Origin of the sequence: Thalassospira povalilytica (assembly GCF_002844235.1) — a bacterium.
Taxonomy (GTDB): domain Bacteria; phylum Pseudomonadota; class Alphaproteobacteria; order Rhodospirillales; family Thalassospiraceae; genus Thalassospira; species Thalassospira povalilytica.
Genome location: NZ_PGTS01000003.1, coordinates 185,143 through 204,354, shown reverse-complemented (window position 1 = coordinate 204,354; position 19,212 = coordinate 185,143). Strand labels below are relative to the sequence as shown.

Sequence of the window (19,212 nt, the reverse complement as noted above, 5' to 3'; positions counted from 1 at the left end):
TTTCACGTTGTGCGGCCTGACACGCAGCGCCGCGATTTATCCAATCAGTCGACCGACCAGCTTGGCGGTATAATCGACCAGCGGAATGATCCGGGCATAATTGATCCGGGTCGGTCCGACAACCCCGATTGCGCCCACAATGCTGCCTTCTGCATTCTGATAGGGCGAAATCACCATCGACAGACCCGATCCGCCAAACAGTTTATTTTCCGACCCGATGAAAATCTGAACGCCCTGGGCATCCGTCGTCACATCGAGCAATTCAATCATCTGATCACGGGCCTCAAGCACGTTAAACAGGCGGCGAACGGTCTCAAGCTGTTCTATCGTATCGATATTTTCAAGCAGCTGTGACTGTCCCTTAACGATCAGAGACGATCCCTTGACCCCGCCGGCCCATGTCGCAAGGCCCGCATCAATCAGATTGGCCGAAAGATCATCAAGCTCCTGCTTGAGCTGATCACGTTCCTTTGTGATCAGTACTCTTGCATCATCAAGTGTCTTTCCAGCCAACCGGGTATTTAGATAATTCGCCGCCTCTGTCAATGCCGAGGCGGGCAAATCGACCGGTACATCCAGGATTCGGTTTTCAACCGTGCCGTTCTGCGACACCAGAACCGCAAGCACTTTTCCGGGCGAAAGCGCGACAAATTCAATCTGTTTAAGCCGGATGCCATCGGTTTTCGGTGCAACCACAAGGCCTGCGCAGCGTGACAGGCCGGATAGCATTGTGGTGGCCTCGCCCAGCATCTGATCAAGCGAATAGCCCGCCTGTTCGCAATTCTTGGTCAACTGGTCGCGTTCAGCATTGGGAAGATCGCCGACTTCCATCAAGGCATTCACAAACAGCCGCAACCCCTTTTCACTGGGAAGGCGGCCGGCTGAAACATGCGGTGCAACCAGAAGACCCATGTCTTCAAGATCGGACATGACGTTGCGAATGGTTGCAGCCGAAAGATTTTCGGACATGCGCCGGGCAATGGACCGCGACCCGATCGGTTCGCCGGTTTCGACATAGGCATCGACAATCTGGCGGAACACTTCACGTGACCGCGCATTCATATCGCCCAGCAATGTATCGTCAAAATGCGCCATTTGTTCTGTGCCAACCGGTTCAGACAAAGCTGTCTCAATGCTTTTGAGAATTTAGTCAGGCAAGGCGATGGCGTCAATCACACCGCGGGGCCGCACATGGTGAAAGCTGCATTGCTTCAAGCCCTTGGTTTGAAAACGTTGTTTGCCGACCGGGTCATTGATGTGCGAATCGGACGCAATTTTGACGGGGAAACTGCTGGACCTTTGGCGGGTGGCACCGTACTTTGGGCCAAATTTTCAGACAGTTCGCCTTTGTTGCTTTGTCACAAGGGCCTGACCTTACAAACAAGAGGTTCCCACTCATGCGCCCATCCGGCCGTACCCCCGATCAGCTTCGTGACGTAACCATTGAAACCGGTGTTTCGAAATATGCCGAAGGGTCCTGCCTGATCAAATTCGGCGACACCCACGTTATTTGTACCGCCACGGTCGAAGACAAGGTGCCTGGCTGGATGCGCAATTCCGGCAAAGGCTGGATCACCGCAGAATACGGCATGCTGCCGCGTGCCACCGATTCGCGCATGCAGCGTGAAGCCGCGCGTGGCGGCCAGTCGGGCCGTACCCAGGAAATTCAGCGCCTGATCGGTCGTTCGATCCGTGCTGTGGCCGATATGAAAGCCATGGGCGAAATGCAGATGCGTCTGGATTGTGATGTCATCCAGGCTGATGGCGGTACGCGTACCGCATCGATCACCGGTGCCTATGTCGCGGCCCATCTGGCATTTCAGGGCGTGCGCCGCCTTGGCCTGATCAAGGAAATCCCGCTGACCCAGCCGGTTGCTGCCATTTCATGCGGTATTTATGAAGGCGAGGCCGTTCTTGATCTGGATTACGCCGAAGACAGCAATGCGGGTGCAGATGCCAACTTTGTGCTGGCGGGCAATGGTGGCATCGTCGAGGTGCAGGCAACTGCCGAAGACGTGCCGTTTGATCGCGACTCTTACGACAAGATGTTCGCGCTGGCGGAAAAAGGCTGCAAAGAGCTGTTTGCCAAACAGCGCGAGGCCCTTGGTCTTTAAGCTGGAATTGCAGTTTGCGGCAGGCATCCCACCTGCCGCTTTTCACATCTGACCCTTATCGCATCTCAGGCAGAAAAATGGCGCGTCGTTTTACGGAAAAGAAACTGGTGATTGCCAGCCATAACAAAGGCAAGATCAAGGAAATTGGCGAATTGCTGGCCCCGTTCGGGATCGAGGTATTTTCAGCTGGCGAACTTGATTTGCCAGAGCCAGAAGAAACCGAAAAGACCTTTATCGGCAATGCGCAGCTGAAATCGATGGCCGCGGCAAAGGGGGCCAATCTTCCGGCACTGGCCGATGACAGCGGCCTTGCGGTTTCCGCCCTTGATGGTGCACCGGGGATCTATTCGGCGCGCTGGGCCGGTCCGGACAAGGATTTCGACATGGCGATGGAAAAGGTCCAGAACGGGATCGGCAACCACCCGGATCGCCGGGCGTCCTTTATCTGTGCATTGTCACTGGCATGGCCCGATGGGCATGTCGAGAATTTCGAAGGCAAGATCGATGGCGAAATCGTCTGGCCGAAGCGCGGTCGTCACGGATTTGGCTATGACCCGATCTTTCAGCCCAAGGGATATGACGAAACCTTTGGCGAAATGGACCCGGCCAAAAAGCATGAAATGAGCCACCGTGCCGATGCCTTTGCCCAACTGGTCAAGGCCTGCTTCGAATAAGCCTTTCACAGGCCCGAACCCTGCATTGAACATATGCACGCATCGCTGATGTCAGGATCGGCGGTGCGTGTTAGTTTATGGCCCTGCTTCCCGCATTTAAAAAGAGTTCCGCGTGTCCGCACCCCTTGTCGAAACCGTGCCGTTTGGCATCTATATCCACTGGCCGTTCTGTCTGTCGAAATGCCCCTATTGCGATTTCAACAGCCATGTCGCGAACAGTGTTGATCATGCCCGTTGGCGCAAGGCGCTGCGCGCAGAGCTTGCTGCGGGTGCCGCACGTCATCCAGGGCGCGTTGTCGGGTCGGTTTTCTTTGGCGGTGGCACGCCGTCGCTGATGGATCCGGAAACCGCGGGCGCACTGATTGCCGATATCAAGACCTTCTGGCAGGTTACGGACGATCTTGAAATCACGCTGGAAGCCAATCCGGGCACGGTCGAGATTAACCGTTTTTCGGCCTTTGCGGCCAATGGCATCAACCGGGTATCGATCGGTATCCAGGCGCTCAATGACCGTGACCTTAAATTCCTGGGCCGTGTGCATTCCGCCAAGGAGGCGCTGCGCGCCCTTGATGTGGCAACCACGGTGTTTGATCGCTTTTCATTCGATCTGATCTATGCCCGTCCGGAACATGATCCCAATGCCTGGCGTCGCGAATTGCGCGAAGGGCTTGATATCGCCAATGGTCATATCTCGCTTTATCAGCTGACCATCGAGCCGGGCACGCAGTTCTATACCCTGCATCAGCGCGGCGAACTGGTGGTGCCTGATGAAGACCTTGCCACCGAACTTTACGAAATCACCCAGGAAGAAACCGAAGCGGCCGGCTATCGCTGTTATGAGGTTTCCAACCACGCCAAGCCCGGTCAGGAAAGCCGCCATAACCTCGTTTACTGGCGCTGTGGCGATTATCTGGGCATTGGCCCGGGCGCACATGGCCGCGAAGCGGTGATTCAACCCGATGGCAGCACCATCCCGATGGCGGTGCGCCGCCACCGTGCGCCGGAAATCTGGCTGGATCGGGTGGAAAAGCATGGCCATGGCACGCAGGAAGAAACCGTGCTGGATGCGGATGAACGCCTGCTTGAAATGGTGATGATGGGCCTTCGGCTTAATGAAACCATTCCGGTATCGCGGTTTGATCGGATCATTGGCAAGGCACCACGTGATGTGCTGGATTCGGAACGGCTCGAAACCCTGATCGCGTCGGGTGATCTGATCTGTGATTCTGCGGGGCTTCGCGCAACGCAGCAGGGCAGAAACCGGCTGAATGGTGTTCTGGGCTATTTGTTCGACCATTCGGCGTGATGTTAAAATCCGCGAAAACCAAGGAAAATCCGTGTGTTTTCGGCCCAAGGCGGCTTTGCGCGATTTAGTTTCACCAAACCATCAAAAAGTTGGTTGACACTTTAAGCTGACCGCGTATATTCCGCCCCGTTCCGGCGGACACCGCCCGAACAAAACCAGATGCCCCTATGCCCAGGTGGCGGAATTGGTAGACGCGCTGGCTTCAGGTGCCAGTGGCCATTAGGTCGTGGAAGTTCGAGTCTTCTCCTGGGCACCATACCCCAGCACATTTCTGATGTGCTGGGGTATTGTCGTTTTGGGCCGAATTTGCGCTGTTCGGGCTCAGAAAACGGGGGGAAATGCGTGAAAAACCCCACAAATGGCATGACTTTTGCGATGCGAGCGGCGGTTCGCTGTGTTAAGAACAGGCAAATTCTGACATTTGGAGAACCGCGATGACCAATTTCCTCCATCTCGGAGATCTGCCGGACGATCTTGACCTTGGCAAGGTGGTGGCGATCGACAGCGAAACCATGGGGCTGAACCCGCACCGCGACCGTCTGTGTGTCGTGCAGCTTTCAAGCGGGGATGGCAATGCCCATCTGGTCAAGTTCGATGGAGAAGATTACAGCGCCCCGAACCTGAAAAAACTGCTGGCCGATCCGTCGGTGCTGAAGCTGTTTCATTTCGGGCGTTTCGACATTGCGGTCATGGACAAATATCTCGGTGTGCGGTGCGCGCCGGTCTATTGCACCAAAATCGCCTCCAAACTGATCCGCACCTATACCGACCGTCATGGTCTTAAAGACCTTTTGCGTGAACTGGTCGGGGTCGAGATTTCCAAGCAGCAACAAAGTTCCGACTGGGGGGCCGCCGAGCTTACCAAGGAACAGATCGATTATGCGGCGTCCGATGTGCTGTATCTGCACAAGGCCAAGGAAGAGCTTGATCGTCGTCTGGCCCGTGAAGGCCGTACCGAACTGGCCCAGGCCTGTTTTGACTTCCTGCCGACCCGTGCGACGCTTGATCTGTCGGGTTGGGAAGAAACCGATATTTTTGCCCATTAATCATTGCGGTTAACCGCCTGTGAAGAATGGCGGTGTATGGGGTTCAATAAAATTGACCCCTACACCTGTCAGGTTCATAGTTTCGGCTCATTGGTCTTGCATAAGGGGCCTTGTGCCTTATCTCCGGGCAGGAAACGCAAACAAGAAACAGATGACAGTGACCTCTATCGCTCCCACCTCAAAAAATGCTCCCGCACCGGCGTCTGATGCCGATCTTGCGATTGCGCGCCGGGTACTTGATATCGAAGCCACGGCACTGCGCGAACTTGCAGACTCGCTCAATGGTGATTTCTGCAAGGCGATTGACCTGATCGAAGGCCTCAAGGGCCGTCTGGTGATTACCGGCATGGGCAAAAGTGGTCATATTGCCAAGAAAATCGCGGCAACCTTTGCCTCGACCGGAACACCATCCTTCTTTGTCCATCCGGCCGAAGCCAGCCACGGCGATCTTGGCATGATTGGCAAGGATGATGCGGTTCTGGCCCTGTCCAATTCCGGCGAAACCCCGGAACTGTCGGACATCATCGCCTTTACCCGGCGCTTTAACGTGCCGCTGATCGGCATGACCCGTAAACCGGAAAGCTCGCTTGCCAAGCAGTCGGACTGTCCGCTGGTTTTGCCGGCAAGTCCGGAGGCCTGCCCGAACAAGCAGGCCCCGACCACCTCGACCACGGCGATGCTGGCCCTTGCCGATGCGCTGGCGGTGACCTTGATGGAGCGCCGCGGCTTTAGCGCCGATGATTTCCGTACTTTCCATCCCGGCGGCAAGCTGGGGCAGCGTTTGCTGCATGTTCACGACGTCATGCATGATGCAGACAGCCTGCCGCTGATTGCGCGCGACGCGCTGATGTCGGAGGCCCTTGTGACCATGACCAGCCATTCCTTTGGTTGTGTCGGGGTGCTTGGCGACGATGGCGCGCTGATCGGGATTGTGACCGATGGCGATTTGCGCCGTCACATGGCTGACAATCTGGTGGCGATGAAGGTTGGCGATGTCATGACCGCCGGGCCCAAGGTGACCCATGCCGATGCGCTGGCGGTCGAGGCCCTGGCAATCATGAATGATCGCAGCATCACCGCCTTGTTCGTTCTGGATGAAAACAAGGTGCCGGTGGGGCTTGTCCATATCCATGATCTTCTGCGTTCGGGAGTGGCATAAGCAATGAGTATCGAAGGCACGCCAAAGGTCGCATCGCAAAGGGCCGAAGGCCTTTCGCGCGACCGGCTGCCTTCCGGTCGCCGCGAGGTGCGCATCAATCCGTTGCGACGGATGATTGTCACCATGCTGAAATTCGTTCTGCCGATGATTGCACTGGCGCTGATGGCGCTTGTGGTGCTGTGGCCGCAGATCGAACAGGTTCAGGATAGCGGCTTCCGCCTTGGGTTTTCGACATCCCCCGAAGATCTGATGGAAAATGTTGCCATGAGCAACCCGCGTTTCTTTGGTGTGGATGGCAAAAAGCAGCCCTTTACCGTGACTGCACGCGAAGCCATCGAAACCCCGGAAACCCAGGAACGCAACGAACATATCTATCTGGATGCGCCGCAGGCTGACATCACCCTGCAAGACGGATCCTGGATCGCGCTTACCGCCAATGAGGGGTTCTATACCGAAGAAAACGGGATGCTCGATCTTGTTGGTACGGTCAATATGTATCACGATAACGGCTTTGAAATTCACACCGAAGAAGCTGAAATTGCTATGAATTCCGGTTCTGCAAGCGGGACGGTGCCGGTCGATGGCCAGGGGCCGTTCGGCACGATCAAATCCGATTCCGGGTTTGAGCTGGAAAACAAAGGGGCGGTGATCCGGTTTCTCGGGAAGTCCAAACTGGTGATTTTCGATAGCGCATTGAAAGGGAAGTCATGATCGCAATGGGGCATCTGAGCCGAAAAACCGGAACGCTTGTTGCGGCCCTGATGCTTGGTGGTGCTGTGCTGGCTCTGTCGGGTCTGCCAAACAGTGCAAAGGCCAATCCGCTGGGCCTGGCGCAAAATGGCAGTGGCGGTCTTGAAGTCGAATCCGATAACGGCATTGAATGGCGTCGCAACGAACAGGTCCTGATTGCCCGCGGCAATGCGGTGGCCAAGCGCGGGACATCGCGCGTCGATGCAGATGAGCTTCAAGCGCTGTATCGTGATCGCGACGGCAATAGCGAGATTTACCGCATCATTGCGATCGGCAATGTCAAACTGTCATCGGATACCGATGTCGCCACCGGCGACAAGGCAGTTTATGACATCGATCAGGCGGTGGTGGTTCTGACCGGTGATAACCTTAAATACACCACGCCAAAGGAAACCCTGACAGCGCGTGACAGCCTTGAATATTGGGAGACCGAGCGGATTGCAGTGGCCCGTGGCAACGCGGTTGCAACCTCCGAGGACCGAACCCTGCGTGGTGATACGCTGACAGCACGGTTTGAACCGGGCAAGGACGGTGCAAACGAGTTGCGCCGCATTGATGGTCAGGGCAATGTGAATATTCGCACATCCACCGACTTTGTCGTGGGCGATCAGGGCGTTTATGATGCGAAAACAGGTATCGCCACATTGATCGGATCGGTTAAGATCACCCGCGGAGAAAACCAGTTGAACGGGGATCGCGCGGTTGTTGATCTGAATACCGGTGTCAGTCGTCTGACGGCAAATGGCAATGGTGACGGCAAGGCCCGGGTTCGCGGCCTGCTGGTTCCTGAAAAAGATGAAAATAAAAGCCCGGCCGGTGCCGGGACCGGTAACTGAGGAAAGGTCGGTAATTTGTTCTGGTCGCGCAAGGGCGTAAAATCCGATGACGCAAAGACGCGAGGCGCGTCTGCCGGTGCACAAGCATCCTCAGGGGCGGGGACCGCGGGTGGTCCGCGGCTGATTACGACCAACAAGGGGCTTGTGGCGCATAATCTTGGCAAAAGCTTCAAGAAGCGCCCGGTTCTTAAAGACGTATCTGTGTCTGTTCAGCGCGGCGAGGCTGTCGGCCTTCTGGGGCCGAACGGTGCTGGCAAGACGACCAGTTTCTATATCATTACCGGGCTGATTTCATCGGATCGCGGGACAATTTCCCTTGATGGGCGCGATATCACGGCAATGCCGATGTATCAGCGTGCGCGCCTTGGAATCGGCTATTTGCCACAGGAAGCATCGATTTTCCGCGGTATGACGGTCGAACAGAACATCATGGCGGTCCTTGAGGTGGTCGAAGATGACCGCATCAAGCGCGAACAGAATCTTGAAGATCTTCTGGCCGAATTTGCCATCGAACATTTGCGTCGCACACCGGCACTTGCGCTGTCGGGCGGGGAGCGCCGCCGTTGCGAAATCGCCCGGGCCCTGGCAGCACATCCGAACTTTGTCCTACTTGATGAACCACTTGCCGGGATTGACCCGATTGCAGTGGGTGATATCCGTGATCTTGTCCGCCATCTGAAAGATCGTGGCATTGGGGTCTTGATTACTGACCACAATGTGCGCGAGACTCTCGACATTATTGACCGGGCATATATCTTGCATGACGGTCGGGTTTTGATGGAAGGTGGTCCTGACGAAATCGTCAGAAATGATGATGTTCGAAGGGTTTATCTGGGTGATCGTTTCAGTCTCTGATCACGATACCAGACGAAAACACCAGACAGACATAACAGTCTTGGGGGAGTTCGGATTGACACGGGGTAGTGCATAAATGGCCCTGAAGGCGCGGCTCGATTTACGTCAGTCCCAGTCTCTTGTCATGACGCCCCAGCTGCAGCAGGCGATCAAGCTGCTGCAATTCAATAATATTGAGCTTTCCAATTTCATCGACAGCGAACTTCTGGAAAACCCGTTGCTGGAACGGGCCGACCCCGGTCAGACCTTTGCCGAGACCGGTGACGGGGCTGTTGGCAATGGCGATGACGGTATCGACAGCCGATCCACTGACAATTTCACCGACCGCGAAGACCGGTTTGGCACTGATCGCCTGACCGCAAGTGAAACCATGGGCGGGGATGACGGCCCGCTTGATGTGTCAAGCGACGCGCTTTACGACGGTGAAGGCGAAATTTCGCGCAATGGCGAACCGGTCGCGGGCAATCACGACTATGCGTCGCCCTATGGCGGCGGAACCGGCGGATCCGGGGCGGGCAGCAGCGATGATCTGCCCGGTCTTGAACAGACCCTGGCCGACGAGGCGACGCTGCGCCAATCCCTTGATGATCAGCTCAATATCGCCTTTGCCGATGCCATGTCGCGGATGATCGGGTCCTATCTGATCGATATGCTTGATGAAAACGGCTATGTCGGCGGTGACCTTGATGAGGTGTCCGAGGCGCTGGAATGCCCGTTGACTGAGGTCGAGCGTGTTCTTGGCATCATGCAGGGGTTCGAGCCGGTCGGCATTTTCGCCCGTGACCTTGCCGAATGTCTTGAATTGCAATTGCGCGAAATGAACCGGTTTGATCCGGCAATGGCGGCATTGCTTGCCAATCTTGATCTGCTGGCAAAGCGCGAATTTGACCGGTTGCGCCGGGTCTGCGGTGTTGATGCCGACGACCTTCACGACATGATTGCCGAGATCAAGACACTGGATCCGCGCCCGGGGCGCACCGCCGATGGCGAAGTTGCAACCCCTGTCATCCCCGATGTTCTGATGCGATCGGCGGGGAATGGTAACTGGCATCTGGAACTGAATTCCGAAGCCCTGCCGCGTGTTCTGGTCAATGAAGATTATGTCGCCCAGATCGGATCGGGCCTGCGCGACCGCGAAGAACGCAGCTTCATGAGTGAAAAGTTGCAAACCGCGAACTGGCTGGTCAAGGCACTGCATCAGCGTGCGACCACCATCATGAAGGTCGCCAGCGAAATTGTCCGCCAGCAGGACGGGTTCTTTACCCACGGGGTATCGCATCTGCGGCCGCTTATTCTGCGTGACATTGCCGAGGCCATCGGCATGCATGAAAGTACGGTGTCGCGGGTGACCAACGGCAAATTCATGGCGACACCGCGCGGCATGTTCGAGCTGAAATACTTCTTCACCACGGCAATTTCGTCATCTGATGGCGGGGATGCCTATTCGTCCGAAGCTGTTCGACACCGGATCAAGTCATTGATTGATAACGAAGATCCGAAAAAGATTTTGTCTGACGACAAACTCGTTGAGTTGCTCGGGAAGGAAGGGATCGACATTGCCCGCCGAACAGTGGCAAAATACCGTGAAGCGATGCGCATTCCTTCGTCGGTCCAGCGTCGGCGCGAAAAAAAATCACGTGCTTCCTAGCATCGTTTTTTCGAAAATTTGTACTGTAACGTACTGCAATCAAAGGAAATATACCCATATCTTGACTTGGCAATGACGAGGGAATATGGTGCGGCCTCCTGACTGAGGGGCACCAAACATCCATATGTACTGGGAAGTCACTCAACTGGGGATAGGCGATCCATGCAAATTACGGTTATCGGTAAGCAACTTGACGTTGGGGATGCTCTTCGGCAGCACGTCGTCGAGACCTTGGACCCTGCGGTAGAGAAATATTTCGATCATGCGATCGAAGCCACGGTGACGATCACCAAACAGGCACATCTCTATCAGGCACAAATTTCGGTCCATGTTGGCAAGGGCATGATGGTACAGGCAAAGGCGTCGGCGGATGAAGTCTATCCGGCCTTCGATTCAGCCTGTGACAGAGTGGCCAAGCAGTTGCGGCGCTATAAACGGCGCCTGCGTGATCATCACGCAAGCCGGGACCATCACGAGCAGGCTCGTCTTGAAGCGATTCACTATGTGATCGCACAGGAAGATGACGATCATTCGGATGACGATCACGTAAACGGGTTTGAACCGGTGATTGTCGCCGAGACACCGGATCGCATTGATACGCTCTCTGTCGGAGAAGCTGTCATGCGGCTCGACTTGGGGGACATTCCGGCACTGATGTTCCGGAATGGCAAACATGGCGGGTTGAATGTTGTGTACCGTCGCGCGGATGGCAATATCGGTTGGCTTGATCCAAACGATAAAGATGCTGGTGGCGCGTGACGAACACGGATTCCGAGCCAAACAACGCAACGCGAAAAATGGACATATCATCTATACTTACCCCGTCCGGGGTCATTCCGGCACTGCGGTCCGGTGCGAAAAAGGCTGTGCTTGAGGAACTTGCCGAAAAAGCAGCCGAAGTTACCGGACGCGACGCAAGCGAGATTTTCTCTGTCCTGCTTGATCGTGAGAAGCTTGGCAGCACTGGCGTAGGCGGTGGTGTCGCGATTCCGCATGGCAAGCTCAATGACCTTGATCGGCTCTACATGGTCTTTGCCCGTGCTCAGAACCCGATCGAATTCGATGCGGTTGATGAACACCCGGTCGACCTTTTCTGCATGCTGATCGCACCCGAAGAAGCCGGTGCCGATCACCTGAAGGCACTGGCGCGGATTTCGCGTCTGCTGCGTAATCAGGGCATGTGCGACAAGCTGCGCGGGGCGGGTTCCGCCGACGCGATCTATGCATTGCTGACCCAGGACGAGGCCGAACAGGCCGCTTGAAACGGTCAGTGAAAGGCGGGTAGTCCCCGTAATGCAGACAGACCAGATTTAAAAAAACCGGACGCTTTGCTAGCGTCCGGTTTTTCTTTTGGGCAGACCGATTGTGATCAAAGGGCATCCGCGCCAGATCAGCATCAGGTTTCAGCATCAGGCACCGATATCAGGCATCCTGGGCTGAGGCATCGGTTTTGGTCGTGACTTTGGTATCGGTCATGCGACCGGCCAGTACCACAAGCCAAAGAACCGGGATACCGATCACAGCGGTACCGACAAAGAACCAGCTATATCCGACCGCATCCACCACGGTTCCCGAGAAACCGGCAAGGATTTTCGGGAACAGGGTCATGATTGAACTGAAGATCGCATATTGCATGGCGGTAAAGGAAATGTTGGTCAGGCCCGACAGATAGGCGATGAAGGCCGCTGTGGCGAGACCGCCAGACAGGTTATCGGCCATGATCACAACGACAAACATCGTGGTATCCGGACCAAGCTGCGCCATGAAAGCAAACAGGATATTGGTAATGGCCGAAAGCATGGCGCCAAGAAACAGGATCTTGACCACGCCATAACGTACCGACAGGACGCCGCCCAGGAAACTGCCACCAATGGTCATGAACAGGCCGAATGTCTTGGAGACCGCGGCGATTTCTTCCTTGGAAAAGCCAAGGTCGGTGTAAAATACGTTGGCCATCACGCCCATGACGATATCGGCAATGCGATAAACCCCGATCAGGGCAAGAATGATGATCGCAACCTTGCCGTAACGGTCGATGAAGTCCTTTACCGGCGAGATATAGGTTTCCTGCACCATTCCGGTCGGCGTCAGGCCGACCCGCGTGGTCAGCCAGGCAACCAGAATGGCAAAACCGACTGCGATCGCAAGTTTGAGCGTCCCGGCAATAAAGCCGGACAGCTCCTTGATCATCCCGGCATCGGTCAGGCCGATCTTGAGCGGGTCGGTAAGGTCGCCTGCATAGATATTGGCAAGGATAAAGGCGATGACAGTGAGCGCAAACATCGCCAGGAAACGAAGATAGTCTGACGTTTCATGGAAATATTTGCTTTGTGTTTTGGGCGCATCGGGTTCACGCACCAGAAGGGTGGTGATAACGCCAACACACATGGCAAGCGCCATACAGCCATAAGCCACCGTCCAGGCAAAGTGCTGATAGGTGCCTTCGGCCTCAAACAGGCCGGCAATCGTCAATGCACCGGCACCGGCGACAATCATGCCGATCCGGTAGCCGCCAATATAGGCCGAGCTCATCATTGCCTGAAGGTCGGCATCGGCGGCCTCGATCCGGTAGGCATCAATAACGATGTCCTGTGTGGCCGATGCAAAACCAAGTGCCACAGCAGCAAAGGCCATCATGGTCAGGTTTTCGGCCGGATCGGTCAGGCCCATCCACAGGATGGCAGCAATGATGCAGGCCTGCGCAATGATCAGCCAGCTGCGCCGGCGGCCCAGAAGCCCGTGCAGAACCGGGAAAGGCAGCCGGTCAATCAATGGCGCCCAGACAAACTTGAAGGAATAGCCAAGGGCGGCCCAGCTGAAATAGGTGACGGTCGACCGGTCGACGCCGGCCTCGCGCAGCCAGATCGACAGGGTGGAGAAAATCAGAAGGATGGGAATGCCCGCCGACAGGCCCAGAAACAGCATCGTAATGACGCGTGGATGAATAAAGGCGCCAAAGGCTTCACCCCAGCTTCGCTTTTCTGTGCTGTGCATCGATTCCCCCAACTTGAAACACGCTGCGAAGAAGCTAGTGCAAACAGGTTAATGAATAGCCAATCCGCAAGCACCGCCGGGCGGGTGGCAAAGATCCGGTCTGCCATGAAAAAAGGGCCGATCCACTGGACCGGCCCTTTTGGAATCTGATGCTAGAAGGAAGGCTTAGCCTTCTTTCTTGCGGCTTTCGCGCTTACGAACGTTCGGGTCAAGGTGCAGTTTGCGGATACGTACGCTCTGCGGGGTGACTTCGACCAGTTCGTCGTCCTGAATGTAGGACAGGGCTTCTTCAAGCGACATGCGGCGCGGCGGGGTCAGGGTAACAGCCTCGTCCTTGCCCGATGCACGAACGTTGGTCAGCTTTTTGCCCTTGAGCACGTTCACTTCCAGATCGTTGTCACGGTTATGTTCACCGATGATCATGCCCTGATAGACGCGTTCGCCATGTTCGATGAACATGATGCCACGATCTTCAAGACCGAACAGTGCATAGGCCACGGCATCGCCCTGATCGTTGGAAATCAGTGCGCCGTTACGACGGCCTGCAATCGCACCCTTGACCGGGCCATAGGAATGGAACACGCGGTTCATAACGCCGGTACCGCGGGTATCGGTCAGGAATTCACCGTGATAGCCAATCAGGCCACGCGACGGCGCAAGGAAGATGATACGGGTCTTGCCGCCACCGCTTGAGCGCATGTCGGTCATTTCAGCCTTGCGCAGGCTCATTTTCTCGACCACGACGCCGGAATATTCTTCGTCAACGTCAACCTGGACTTCTTCGTACGGCTCGGACATTACGCCGTCGATTTCCTGGAACAGAACGCGCGGACGTGAAATCGAAAGTTCAAAACCTTCGCGGCGCATGGTTTCAACCAGAACGCCGAGCTGAAGTTCGCCACGACCGGCAACTTCGAATGCATCCTTGTCGGCGGTTTCGCCGATCTTGATCGCGATGTTGCCTTCGGCTTCGCGTTCCAGACGGGCACGGATCATGCGCGAGGTAACCTTGTCACCTTCCTGACCGGCCAGCGGCGAATTGTTGACCGAGAAGGTCATCGCCAGGGTCGGCGGATCGATCGGCTGGCTTTCGATGGCGGTGTTGACGTCGGTTGCACAAATGGTGTCGGCAACGGTTGCCTCGGTCAGGCCGGCAATTGCGATGATGTCACCGGCAACAGCTTCGTCCTGCGGGACACGTTCCAGACCGCGGAAGCCCATCAGTTTCGACAGACGGCCGGTTTCAACCGTGCCATCGCCACGAAGAACCTTCACCGGCATGTTGAGTTTCGCACGGCCCTGATAGACACGACCGGTCAGAATACGACCCAGGAAGTTGTCAGCATGCAGCATGGTTGCCAGCATCGCGAACGGGGCATCGACATTGACGTCCGGTGCCGGAACGTGGTTCAGAACCAGTTCCATCAGCGGGGTCAGGTTTTCTTTCGGGCCTTCCGGGCTTTCAGCGGCCCAGCCGTCACGACCAGATGCGTACAGAACCGGGAAGTCGAGCTGTTCTTCGGTTGCTTCGAGCGATACGAACAGATCGAAAATCTCGTCAAGGACTTCCTCGGCACGCTGGTCAGGACGGTCGATCTTGTTGATGACAACGATCGGTTTCAGACCAAGTTTAAGCGCCTTGCCCAGAACGAATTTGGTCTGCGGCATCGGACCTTCGGCCGAGTCAACAAGCAGAACAACGCCTTCGACCATGGACAGGATACGTTCGACCTCACCGCCGAAATCGGCGTGGCCCGGGGTATCGACGATGTTCACGCGGGTATCACCCCACTGAACAGCCGTCGGTTTTGCAACGATGGTAATGCCGCGTTCACGTTCCAGATCGTTGCTGTCCATTGCGCGTTCATCTACGCGCTGGTTGTCACGATAGACACCTGACTGACGGAACATGGAATCGACCAGCGTGGTTTTGCCGTGGTCAACGTGGGCGATGATGGCGATATTGCGCAAGCTCATGGGCGCGGACTCCAGAAATAAAAATGCCGCGCGCCGGGGCTTGCCCATGCGCATCGGTCAGTAAAACGTTTCAAGGCCAGTAGATATTCAGCAGCCTTATGACCGATGGCGTTCGGTCATCCGCGCAACTCTAGAACACGGCATATGCTGAATGTTTACTGGTCCGGGCATTGTGTATCTTGCCCGAAGGCCGCCCTGTCATAGCCAATGTGGAGGCGAATGACCAGCTTTGTGCGCGCCATGCGGGGTTGATTTTTCTGCAATGCGGGCTGTTTGCGCTAAACTTTGTATAAAGTCAATGTTTGTGTTGCGCTGCAATGCCCGGAAATCGGGGTCTTTGGTAACGTAAAACGGGACGACAACGGATTGTTGCCGTCCCGTGAAATCTTTGCAGATGGCGCTGAAAGCCACCGGTTTCCGGTCAGATGACCTTTGCGGTCAGTTCCTTAAGATCCGCATCCGGACGCGCGCCCATATGCGAAATGACCTCGGATGCGCAAATCGCACCAAGCTGCCCGCAAACCGGAAGTTCGTGACCCTGGGTATAGCCATACAGGAAGCCCGATGCGAACAGATCGCCGGCACCTGTGGTATCGACCACCTTGGCGACCGGTTCGGCGCTGATTTCGTGTAGTTCGTTCTCGGCAACGATAACCGCGCCTTTTTCACCACGGGTCAGGGCTGCAACCTTGCAGTGTTTGCGAACTTCGGCCAGGGCCTCTTCAAAGGTGCCGACTTCGTAAAGCGACTTGATTTCTTCTTCGTTGGCAAACAGCACGTCGATATGGTGATGAACCAGATCGCGGAATGAATCGCGGTGACGGTCAACACAGAATGAATCAGACAGGCTGATGGAAACCTGCCGACCTGCCTCATGGGCGACCTTGGCCGCTTTGACAAAGGCTTCCTTCGCCTCGGGGCGATCCCACAGATAGCCTTCCATATATGTGACTTTGGCCGATTTGATCAGATCTTCGTCGATATCTTCCGGGCCAAGCTCGGTGCAGGCACCAAGGAAGGTGTTCATGGTGCGATGACCATCCGGGGTGACAAAGATCAGGCAGCGCGCGGTCGGCGAACCGGCCGTGGCCGGTGCGGAATTGAACTGAACGCCAATTGCACGGATATCGTGGCGGAAAACCTGGCCAAGCTGATCGTCGCGCACCTTGCCGATATAGGCACCCTTTCCGCCAAGGGCTGCGATGCCGGCCATGGTGTTGCCTGCCGACCCGCCGGACATTTCCATGCCCGGTCCCATCTGTTCATACAGACTGTCTGCGGTTTCCGCGTCAATCAGGGTCATGGAGTTTTTGACAAGCTTCAGACGGGTCAGGTCTTCTTCCTTGCAATGGGCAAGGACATCAACAATGGCGTTGCCAATACCGACGACGTCAACTGTGGTGTCGTTCATATAGTTCATTCCTGCAATTTGTTCGGTTTGAACGGCACCGTATCGAACCCGGTTGACCGCACAGGCGGGCCAATCTGGCAGATGGCCATGATCAGGCGCCTAAAAACTGACTGGCGCGGAGTATATGCATTGCTGTTCACGGTGCAAGTGTCGCGACCGTTTCGTGGCCGGTTGTTTAACCTGCCGTTAAGAACCGAAAAAACTGCAAAAGATGTTTTTTAAGGCGATGTCACCGCGAAATTCGATCTGAATCCGGTTTCAATTTCGATCTTCGGGCCGATGACGGTGCCGTCGATCCGGTCGCCATCGCATGTCAGTGGTCAAAAGCCCCGATTTCCGGGGCTTTGCGCATTCTTCAGGGTTTTCTGATGCACGAAGTGGTCAGATCGCCGAAATTAGGCAAAAAATACCGAAACAAGCATTTTTTGATGATTTTGTGCCCGATAATCACCGGCATTCAGTGATCTTGAAAAACCGGACGGACCAGTTTGTTCGTATTTAGGTTTAAAAATAACATCCTAATTAATCATTTATAGAAATATTTATTTAATTCTATATTGGAAAAAAAGCTATTTCACATGGATTTTCATGATCCGAGCTTATAAAGGTCGTGCAAGGCCAGATGACGGAATCCGGCCGCATTGCATATGGCGAGTACAGGTTATTTTGGAGAAATCAGGAATTCAGATCGGGGAAAAGCGGGATCGGCGCGTTGGATTTTTGCTGTGGATCGCTGTGCGATTGATCGGAACTTTCCGATGGTGCGGAAATCCCGGTCGGATCATCCTGATTGGCGACTTCCCGTTCAAGCCGTTCGCGCAATTCTTCGATCACGGCTTCGATCCGGGCGCGATGAAGCGGGTCGTCACAGCGCATGACAAATTGTTCAAACGCGCCAAGTGCCATATGGTCCTGATCAAGACGTGCATAAAGCGCACCAAGCTGATGCCAAAGCCCTTCATGGTCGGGTGCGATCAGCAAACTGTGTTCGATTACGCGGGTCGCAAGGGCCAGTTCACCTGCGCGCAGGGCCCGGACCTTTATATTGTTTTGAAGTCGTAACAATATATCGACATTGCTTGTCGGGCGGTAGTGTCGGGGCTCAAGTTCGGCATCAAGCCCGCTAAAGGATTTCAGTAATTCGCGCAATTCTGCCGGTCCAAGGGTAATGCCCCCGTGGAACGGATCGATCATGCGGCGTTTGCCATTGGCCTGGACCCGCAACAGGAAATGGCCGGGGAAATCGATCCCGGTGATGGTAATGCCGCATCGTTCGGCCGCATGGATGTATAGCAACCCAAGTGCAACCGGCAGGCCGCGTTTGCGTTCAATGACTTGCAACAGGTCGGCATTGGCCATGTCATCGTAATTTTCCATGTCGCCCTGAAAGCCGTTGCGTTCGGCAATCACTGTCTGAAGGCCTTTGACCACTTGTTCAATGGTCGGTTCGGCTTCCTTGTCGTCGACCGGAAGGCCCGCAATGTCGGACAATGTGACAAAGTCCGGTTGCAGGGTTATGCGGGCCAGTTCGGCCCGCAGCTGGTCGGCAAGGTCATCGAGATGACGAAGATATGGCGCGATATCGCGTTTCTGACCGTCTTCTGCCAGATTGAGCCGGGCAAAATGAAGGGCCGCCTCCGCAACGCTGGCGTCAGGTTTCTGGCCCTTGGCGTAATCGACAAGCCATTGGCGGTCCGGATCGGTCGGTGCGATGATGTGGCTTACGGTACTAATTGATCAGGTCCCTTGCCGGTTGACGTCATCTTTCAGGCGGATGTGACTGACCACGCGTTTTACATAGCTGGTTTCACGCGCATGCGAAATAACCCGTTCACGTTCGCGTTCGTTCTGGGCAATGCCCATCAGATGCACTGTACCGTTTACGGTCTCGATACTGTAATTGATCGCGAAAACATCGCCATCAAACATCAGCGCGGTCTTGATCCGTGTGGTGATGATCAGATCGCCGGCACTGTCCATCAGTGACATGCCCGATCCGACATCAATTTCGTTAATGACGCTTCTGACGCCATCGACCTGCCAGCTTAATCGTACCGCTTCAAGCTGATCTGCGACGGACGGTACACGACCGGCCAGCAGGACTTCGCCTTCGACAACTTCGATTTCGATATCGAGAAACAGTTTCTCATCTTTTGACAGAAATTTCTGCCAGATTTCTGCGGTAATCGCGGTGTCACTGACGGCACCGTCAAGACCACGTTCCTGAAGGGCTGCAACCCCGGCCGTGGCCCCGGCACCGATTACAAGCGATGTGCATCCCGACAACGGCAAAAGACAGAACCCGGCCAATACCAGATACCTGACCGCGCGCAAATGACGGTTGGCATGATCTGGCGGTCTGGTGGTCAGATGCCATTCAATGTCCGTTTTTGACGACATATGGTGATGTCTCGCCCCCGATTCCCTCAGTCTTCCGGGTGC

18 protein-coding genes and 1 tRNA gene are annotated in these 19,212 nt (G+C 55.5%); 13 read left to right on the top strand and 6 right to left on the bottom strand.

Annotated elements, in window-relative coordinates; genetic code table 11:
* Nucleotides 1-36 precede the first annotated feature (36 nt).
* The gene (gene hrcA, locus CU041_RS09340) at nt 37-1,095 is read right to left on the bottom strand and encodes a heat-inducible transcriptional repressor HrcA (protein ID WP_101246635.1); all 1,059 of its coding nucleotides are present in this window, start codon (nt 1,093-1,095) and stop codon (nt 37-39) included.
* A 302-nt stretch (nt 1,096-1,397) separates the two neighbouring features.
* Between hrcA and rph the strand changes: the two genes are divergently transcribed.
* From rph to ptsN, 12 genes are all read left to right on the top strand, one after another.
* The gene (gene rph / locus CU041_RS09335; RefSeq protein ID WP_101246634.1) at nt 1,398-2,114 is read left to right on the top strand and encodes a ribonuclease PH; all 717 of its coding nucleotides are present in this window, start codon (nt 1,398-1,400) and stop codon (nt 2,112-2,114) included.
* Between the two features lie 77 nt (nt 2,115-2,191).
* Complete coding sequence (gene rdgB / locus CU041_RS09330; RefSeq protein WP_101246633.1) at nt 2,192-2,788, top strand: RdgB/HAM1 family non-canonical purine NTP pyrophosphatase; 597 nt, start codon at nt 2,192-2,194, stop codon at nt 2,786-2,788.
* A gap of 112 nt (nt 2,789-2,900) precedes the next feature.
* Nucleotides 2,901-4,094: a radical SAM family heme chaperone HemW gene (hemW, locus tag CU041_RS09325; protein ID WP_101246632.1), complete on the top strand. Its 1,194-nt coding sequence runs from the start codon at nt 2,901-2,903 to the stop codon at nt 4,092-4,094.
* Between the two features lie 169 nt (nt 4,095-4,263).
* Nucleotides 4,264-4,350: transfer RNA gene (locus CU041_RS09320), tRNA-Leu, on the top strand.
* Nucleotides 4,351-4,528: 178 nt separating this feature from the next.
* Complete coding sequence (locus tag CU041_RS09315; protein WP_101246631.1) at nt 4,529-5,140, top strand: ribonuclease D; 612 nt, start codon at nt 4,529-4,531, stop codon at nt 5,138-5,140.
* Between the two features lie 151 nt (nt 5,141-5,291).
* Nucleotides 5,292-6,299: a KpsF/GutQ family sugar-phosphate isomerase gene (locus tag CU041_RS09310; protein ID WP_101246630.1), complete on the top strand. Its 1,008-nt coding sequence runs from the start codon at nt 5,292-5,294 to the stop codon at nt 6,297-6,299.
* A gap of 3 nt (nt 6,300-6,302) precedes the next feature.
* Nucleotides 6,303-7,010, top strand: coding sequence for an LPS export ABC transporter periplasmic protein LptC (lptC, locus tag CU041_RS09305; protein ID WP_101246629.1), 708 nt, complete (start codon nt 6,303-6,305; stop codon nt 7,008-7,010).
* Nucleotides 7,007-7,885: an LptA/OstA family protein gene (locus CU041_RS09300; RefSeq protein WP_101246628.1), complete on the top strand. Its 879-nt coding sequence runs from the start codon at nt 7,007-7,009 to the stop codon at nt 7,883-7,885. Before lptC ends, CU041_RS09300 begins: the two co-directional genes overlap by 4 nt.
* A 15-nt stretch (nt 7,886-7,900) precedes the next feature.
* A complete protein-coding gene (gene lptB / locus CU041_RS09295) occupies nt 7,901-8,740 on the top strand; it encodes an LPS export ABC transporter ATP-binding protein (RefSeq protein WP_101246627.1) in 840 nt (279 codons plus the stop codon).
* A 76-nt stretch (nt 8,741-8,816) separates the two neighbouring features.
* Nucleotides 8,817-10,388 carry an RNA polymerase factor sigma-54 gene (gene rpoN, locus CU041_RS09290; protein WP_101246626.1) on the top strand — a complete coding sequence of 524 codons (1,572 nt, stop codon included), beginning with the start codon at nt 8,817-8,819 and terminating at the stop codon, nt 10,386-10,388.
* Between the two features lie 162 nt (nt 10,389-10,550).
* A complete protein-coding gene (hpf, locus tag CU041_RS09285; protein WP_101246625.1) occupies nt 10,551-11,147 on the top strand; it encodes a ribosome hibernation-promoting factor, HPF/YfiA family in 597 nt (198 codons plus the stop codon).
* A gap of 38 nt (nt 11,148-11,185) precedes the next feature.
* A complete protein-coding gene (gene ptsN / locus CU041_RS09280) occupies nt 11,186-11,650 on the top strand; it encodes a PTS IIA-like nitrogen regulatory protein PtsN (RefSeq protein ID WP_028791622.1) in 465 nt (154 codons plus the stop codon).
* 160 nt (nt 11,651-11,810) lie between these two features.
* On the opposite strand, the gene CU041_RS09275 is transcribed toward ptsN, so the two are convergent.
* The 4 genes from CU041_RS09275 to CU041_RS09260 all read right to left on the bottom strand — a co-directional run bounded on the left by CU041_RS09275 (nt 11,811) and on the right by CU041_RS09260 (nt 18,378).
* Nucleotides 11,811-13,382: an AmpG family muropeptide MFS transporter gene (locus tag CU041_RS09275; RefSeq protein ID WP_101246624.1), complete on the bottom strand. Its 1,572-nt coding sequence runs from the start codon at nt 13,380-13,382 to the stop codon at nt 11,811-11,813.
* A gap of 165 nt (nt 13,383-13,547) precedes the next feature.
* On the bottom strand, nt 13,548-15,359 hold the full coding sequence (gene typA, locus CU041_RS09270; RefSeq protein WP_101247013.1) for a translational GTPase TypA: 1,812 nt from the start codon (nt 15,357-15,359) through the stop codon (nt 13,548-13,550).
* A 421-nt stretch (nt 15,360-15,780) separates the two neighbouring features.
* Nucleotides 15,781-16,770, bottom strand: coding sequence for an adenosine kinase (locus CU041_RS09265; protein ID WP_101247012.1), 990 nt, complete (start codon nt 16,768-16,770; stop codon nt 15,781-15,783).
* Between the two features lie 675 nt (nt 16,771-17,445).
* Nucleotides 17,446-18,378: a SirB1 family protein gene (locus CU041_RS09260; protein ID WP_407702979.1), complete on the bottom strand. Its 933-nt coding sequence runs from the start codon at nt 18,376-18,378 to the stop codon at nt 17,446-17,448.
* On the opposite strand from CU041_RS09260, the gene CU041_RS20920 reads away from it, so the two are divergent.
* Nucleotides 18,277-18,507: a hypothetical protein gene (locus CU041_RS20920; protein WP_233433059.1), complete on the top strand. Its 231-nt coding sequence runs from the start codon at nt 18,277-18,279 to the stop codon at nt 18,505-18,507. The two genes, CU041_RS09260 and CU041_RS20920, sit on opposite strands and share 102 nt — an antisense overlap.
* On the opposite strand, the gene CU041_RS09255 is transcribed toward CU041_RS20920, so the two are convergent.
* Nucleotides 18,508-19,170, bottom strand: coding sequence for a BON domain-containing protein (locus tag CU041_RS09255; protein WP_101246622.1), 663 nt, complete (start codon nt 19,168-19,170; stop codon nt 18,508-18,510).
* Between the last annotated feature and the right edge of the window lie 42 nt (nt 19,171-19,212).

Bases quoted from the DNA above. Each gene is read 5' to 3' on its own strand.
- hrcA (WP_101246635.1), bottom strand. From the start codon at position 1,095: ATGGCGCATTTTGACGATACATTGCTGGGCGATATGAATGCGCGGTCA.
- rph (WP_101246634.1), top strand. From the start codon at position 1,398: ATGCGCCCATCCGGCCGTACCCCCGATCAGCTTCGTGACGTAACCATT.
- rdgB (WP_101246633.1), top strand. From the start codon at position 2,192: ATGGCGCGTCGTTTTACGGAAAAGAAACTGGTGATTGCCAGCCATAAC.
- CU041_RS09315 (WP_101246631.1), top strand. From the start codon at position 4,529: ATGACCAATTTCCTCCATCTCGGAGATCTGCCGGACGATCTTGACCTT.
- CU041_RS09310 (WP_101246630.1), top strand. From the start codon at position 5,292: ATGACAGTGACCTCTATCGCTCCCACCTCAAAAAATGCTCCCGCACCG.
- lptC (WP_101246629.1), top strand. From the start codon at position 6,303: ATGAGTATCGAAGGCACGCCAAAGGTCGCATCGCAAAGGGCCGAAGGC.
- CU041_RS09300 (WP_101246628.1), top strand. From the start codon at position 7,007: ATGATCGCAATGGGGCATCTGAGCCGAAAAACCGGAACGCTTGTTGCG.
- rpoN (WP_101246626.1), top strand. From the start codon at position 8,817: ATGGCCCTGAAGGCGCGGCTCGATTTACGTCAGTCCCAGTCTCTTGTC.
- hpf (WP_101246625.1), top strand. From the start codon at position 10,551: ATGCAAATTACGGTTATCGGTAAGCAACTTGACGTTGGGGATGCTCTT.
- ptsN (WP_028791622.1), top strand. From the start codon at position 11,186: ATGGACATATCATCTATACTTACCCCGTCCGGGGTCATTCCGGCACTG.
- CU041_RS09275 (WP_101246624.1), bottom strand. From the start codon at position 13,382: ATGCACAGCACAGAAAAGCGAAGCTGGGGTGAAGCCTTTGGCGCCTTT.
- typA (WP_101247013.1), bottom strand. From the start codon at position 15,359: ATGAGCTTGCGCAATATCGCCATCATCGCCCACGTTGACCACGGCAAA.
- CU041_RS09265 (WP_101247012.1), bottom strand. From the start codon at position 16,770: ATGAACGACACCACAGTTGACGTCGTCGGTATTGGCAACGCCATTGTT.
- CU041_RS09255 (WP_101246622.1), bottom strand. From the start codon at position 19,170: ATGTCGTCAAAAACGGACATTGAATGGCATCTGACCACCAGACCGCCA.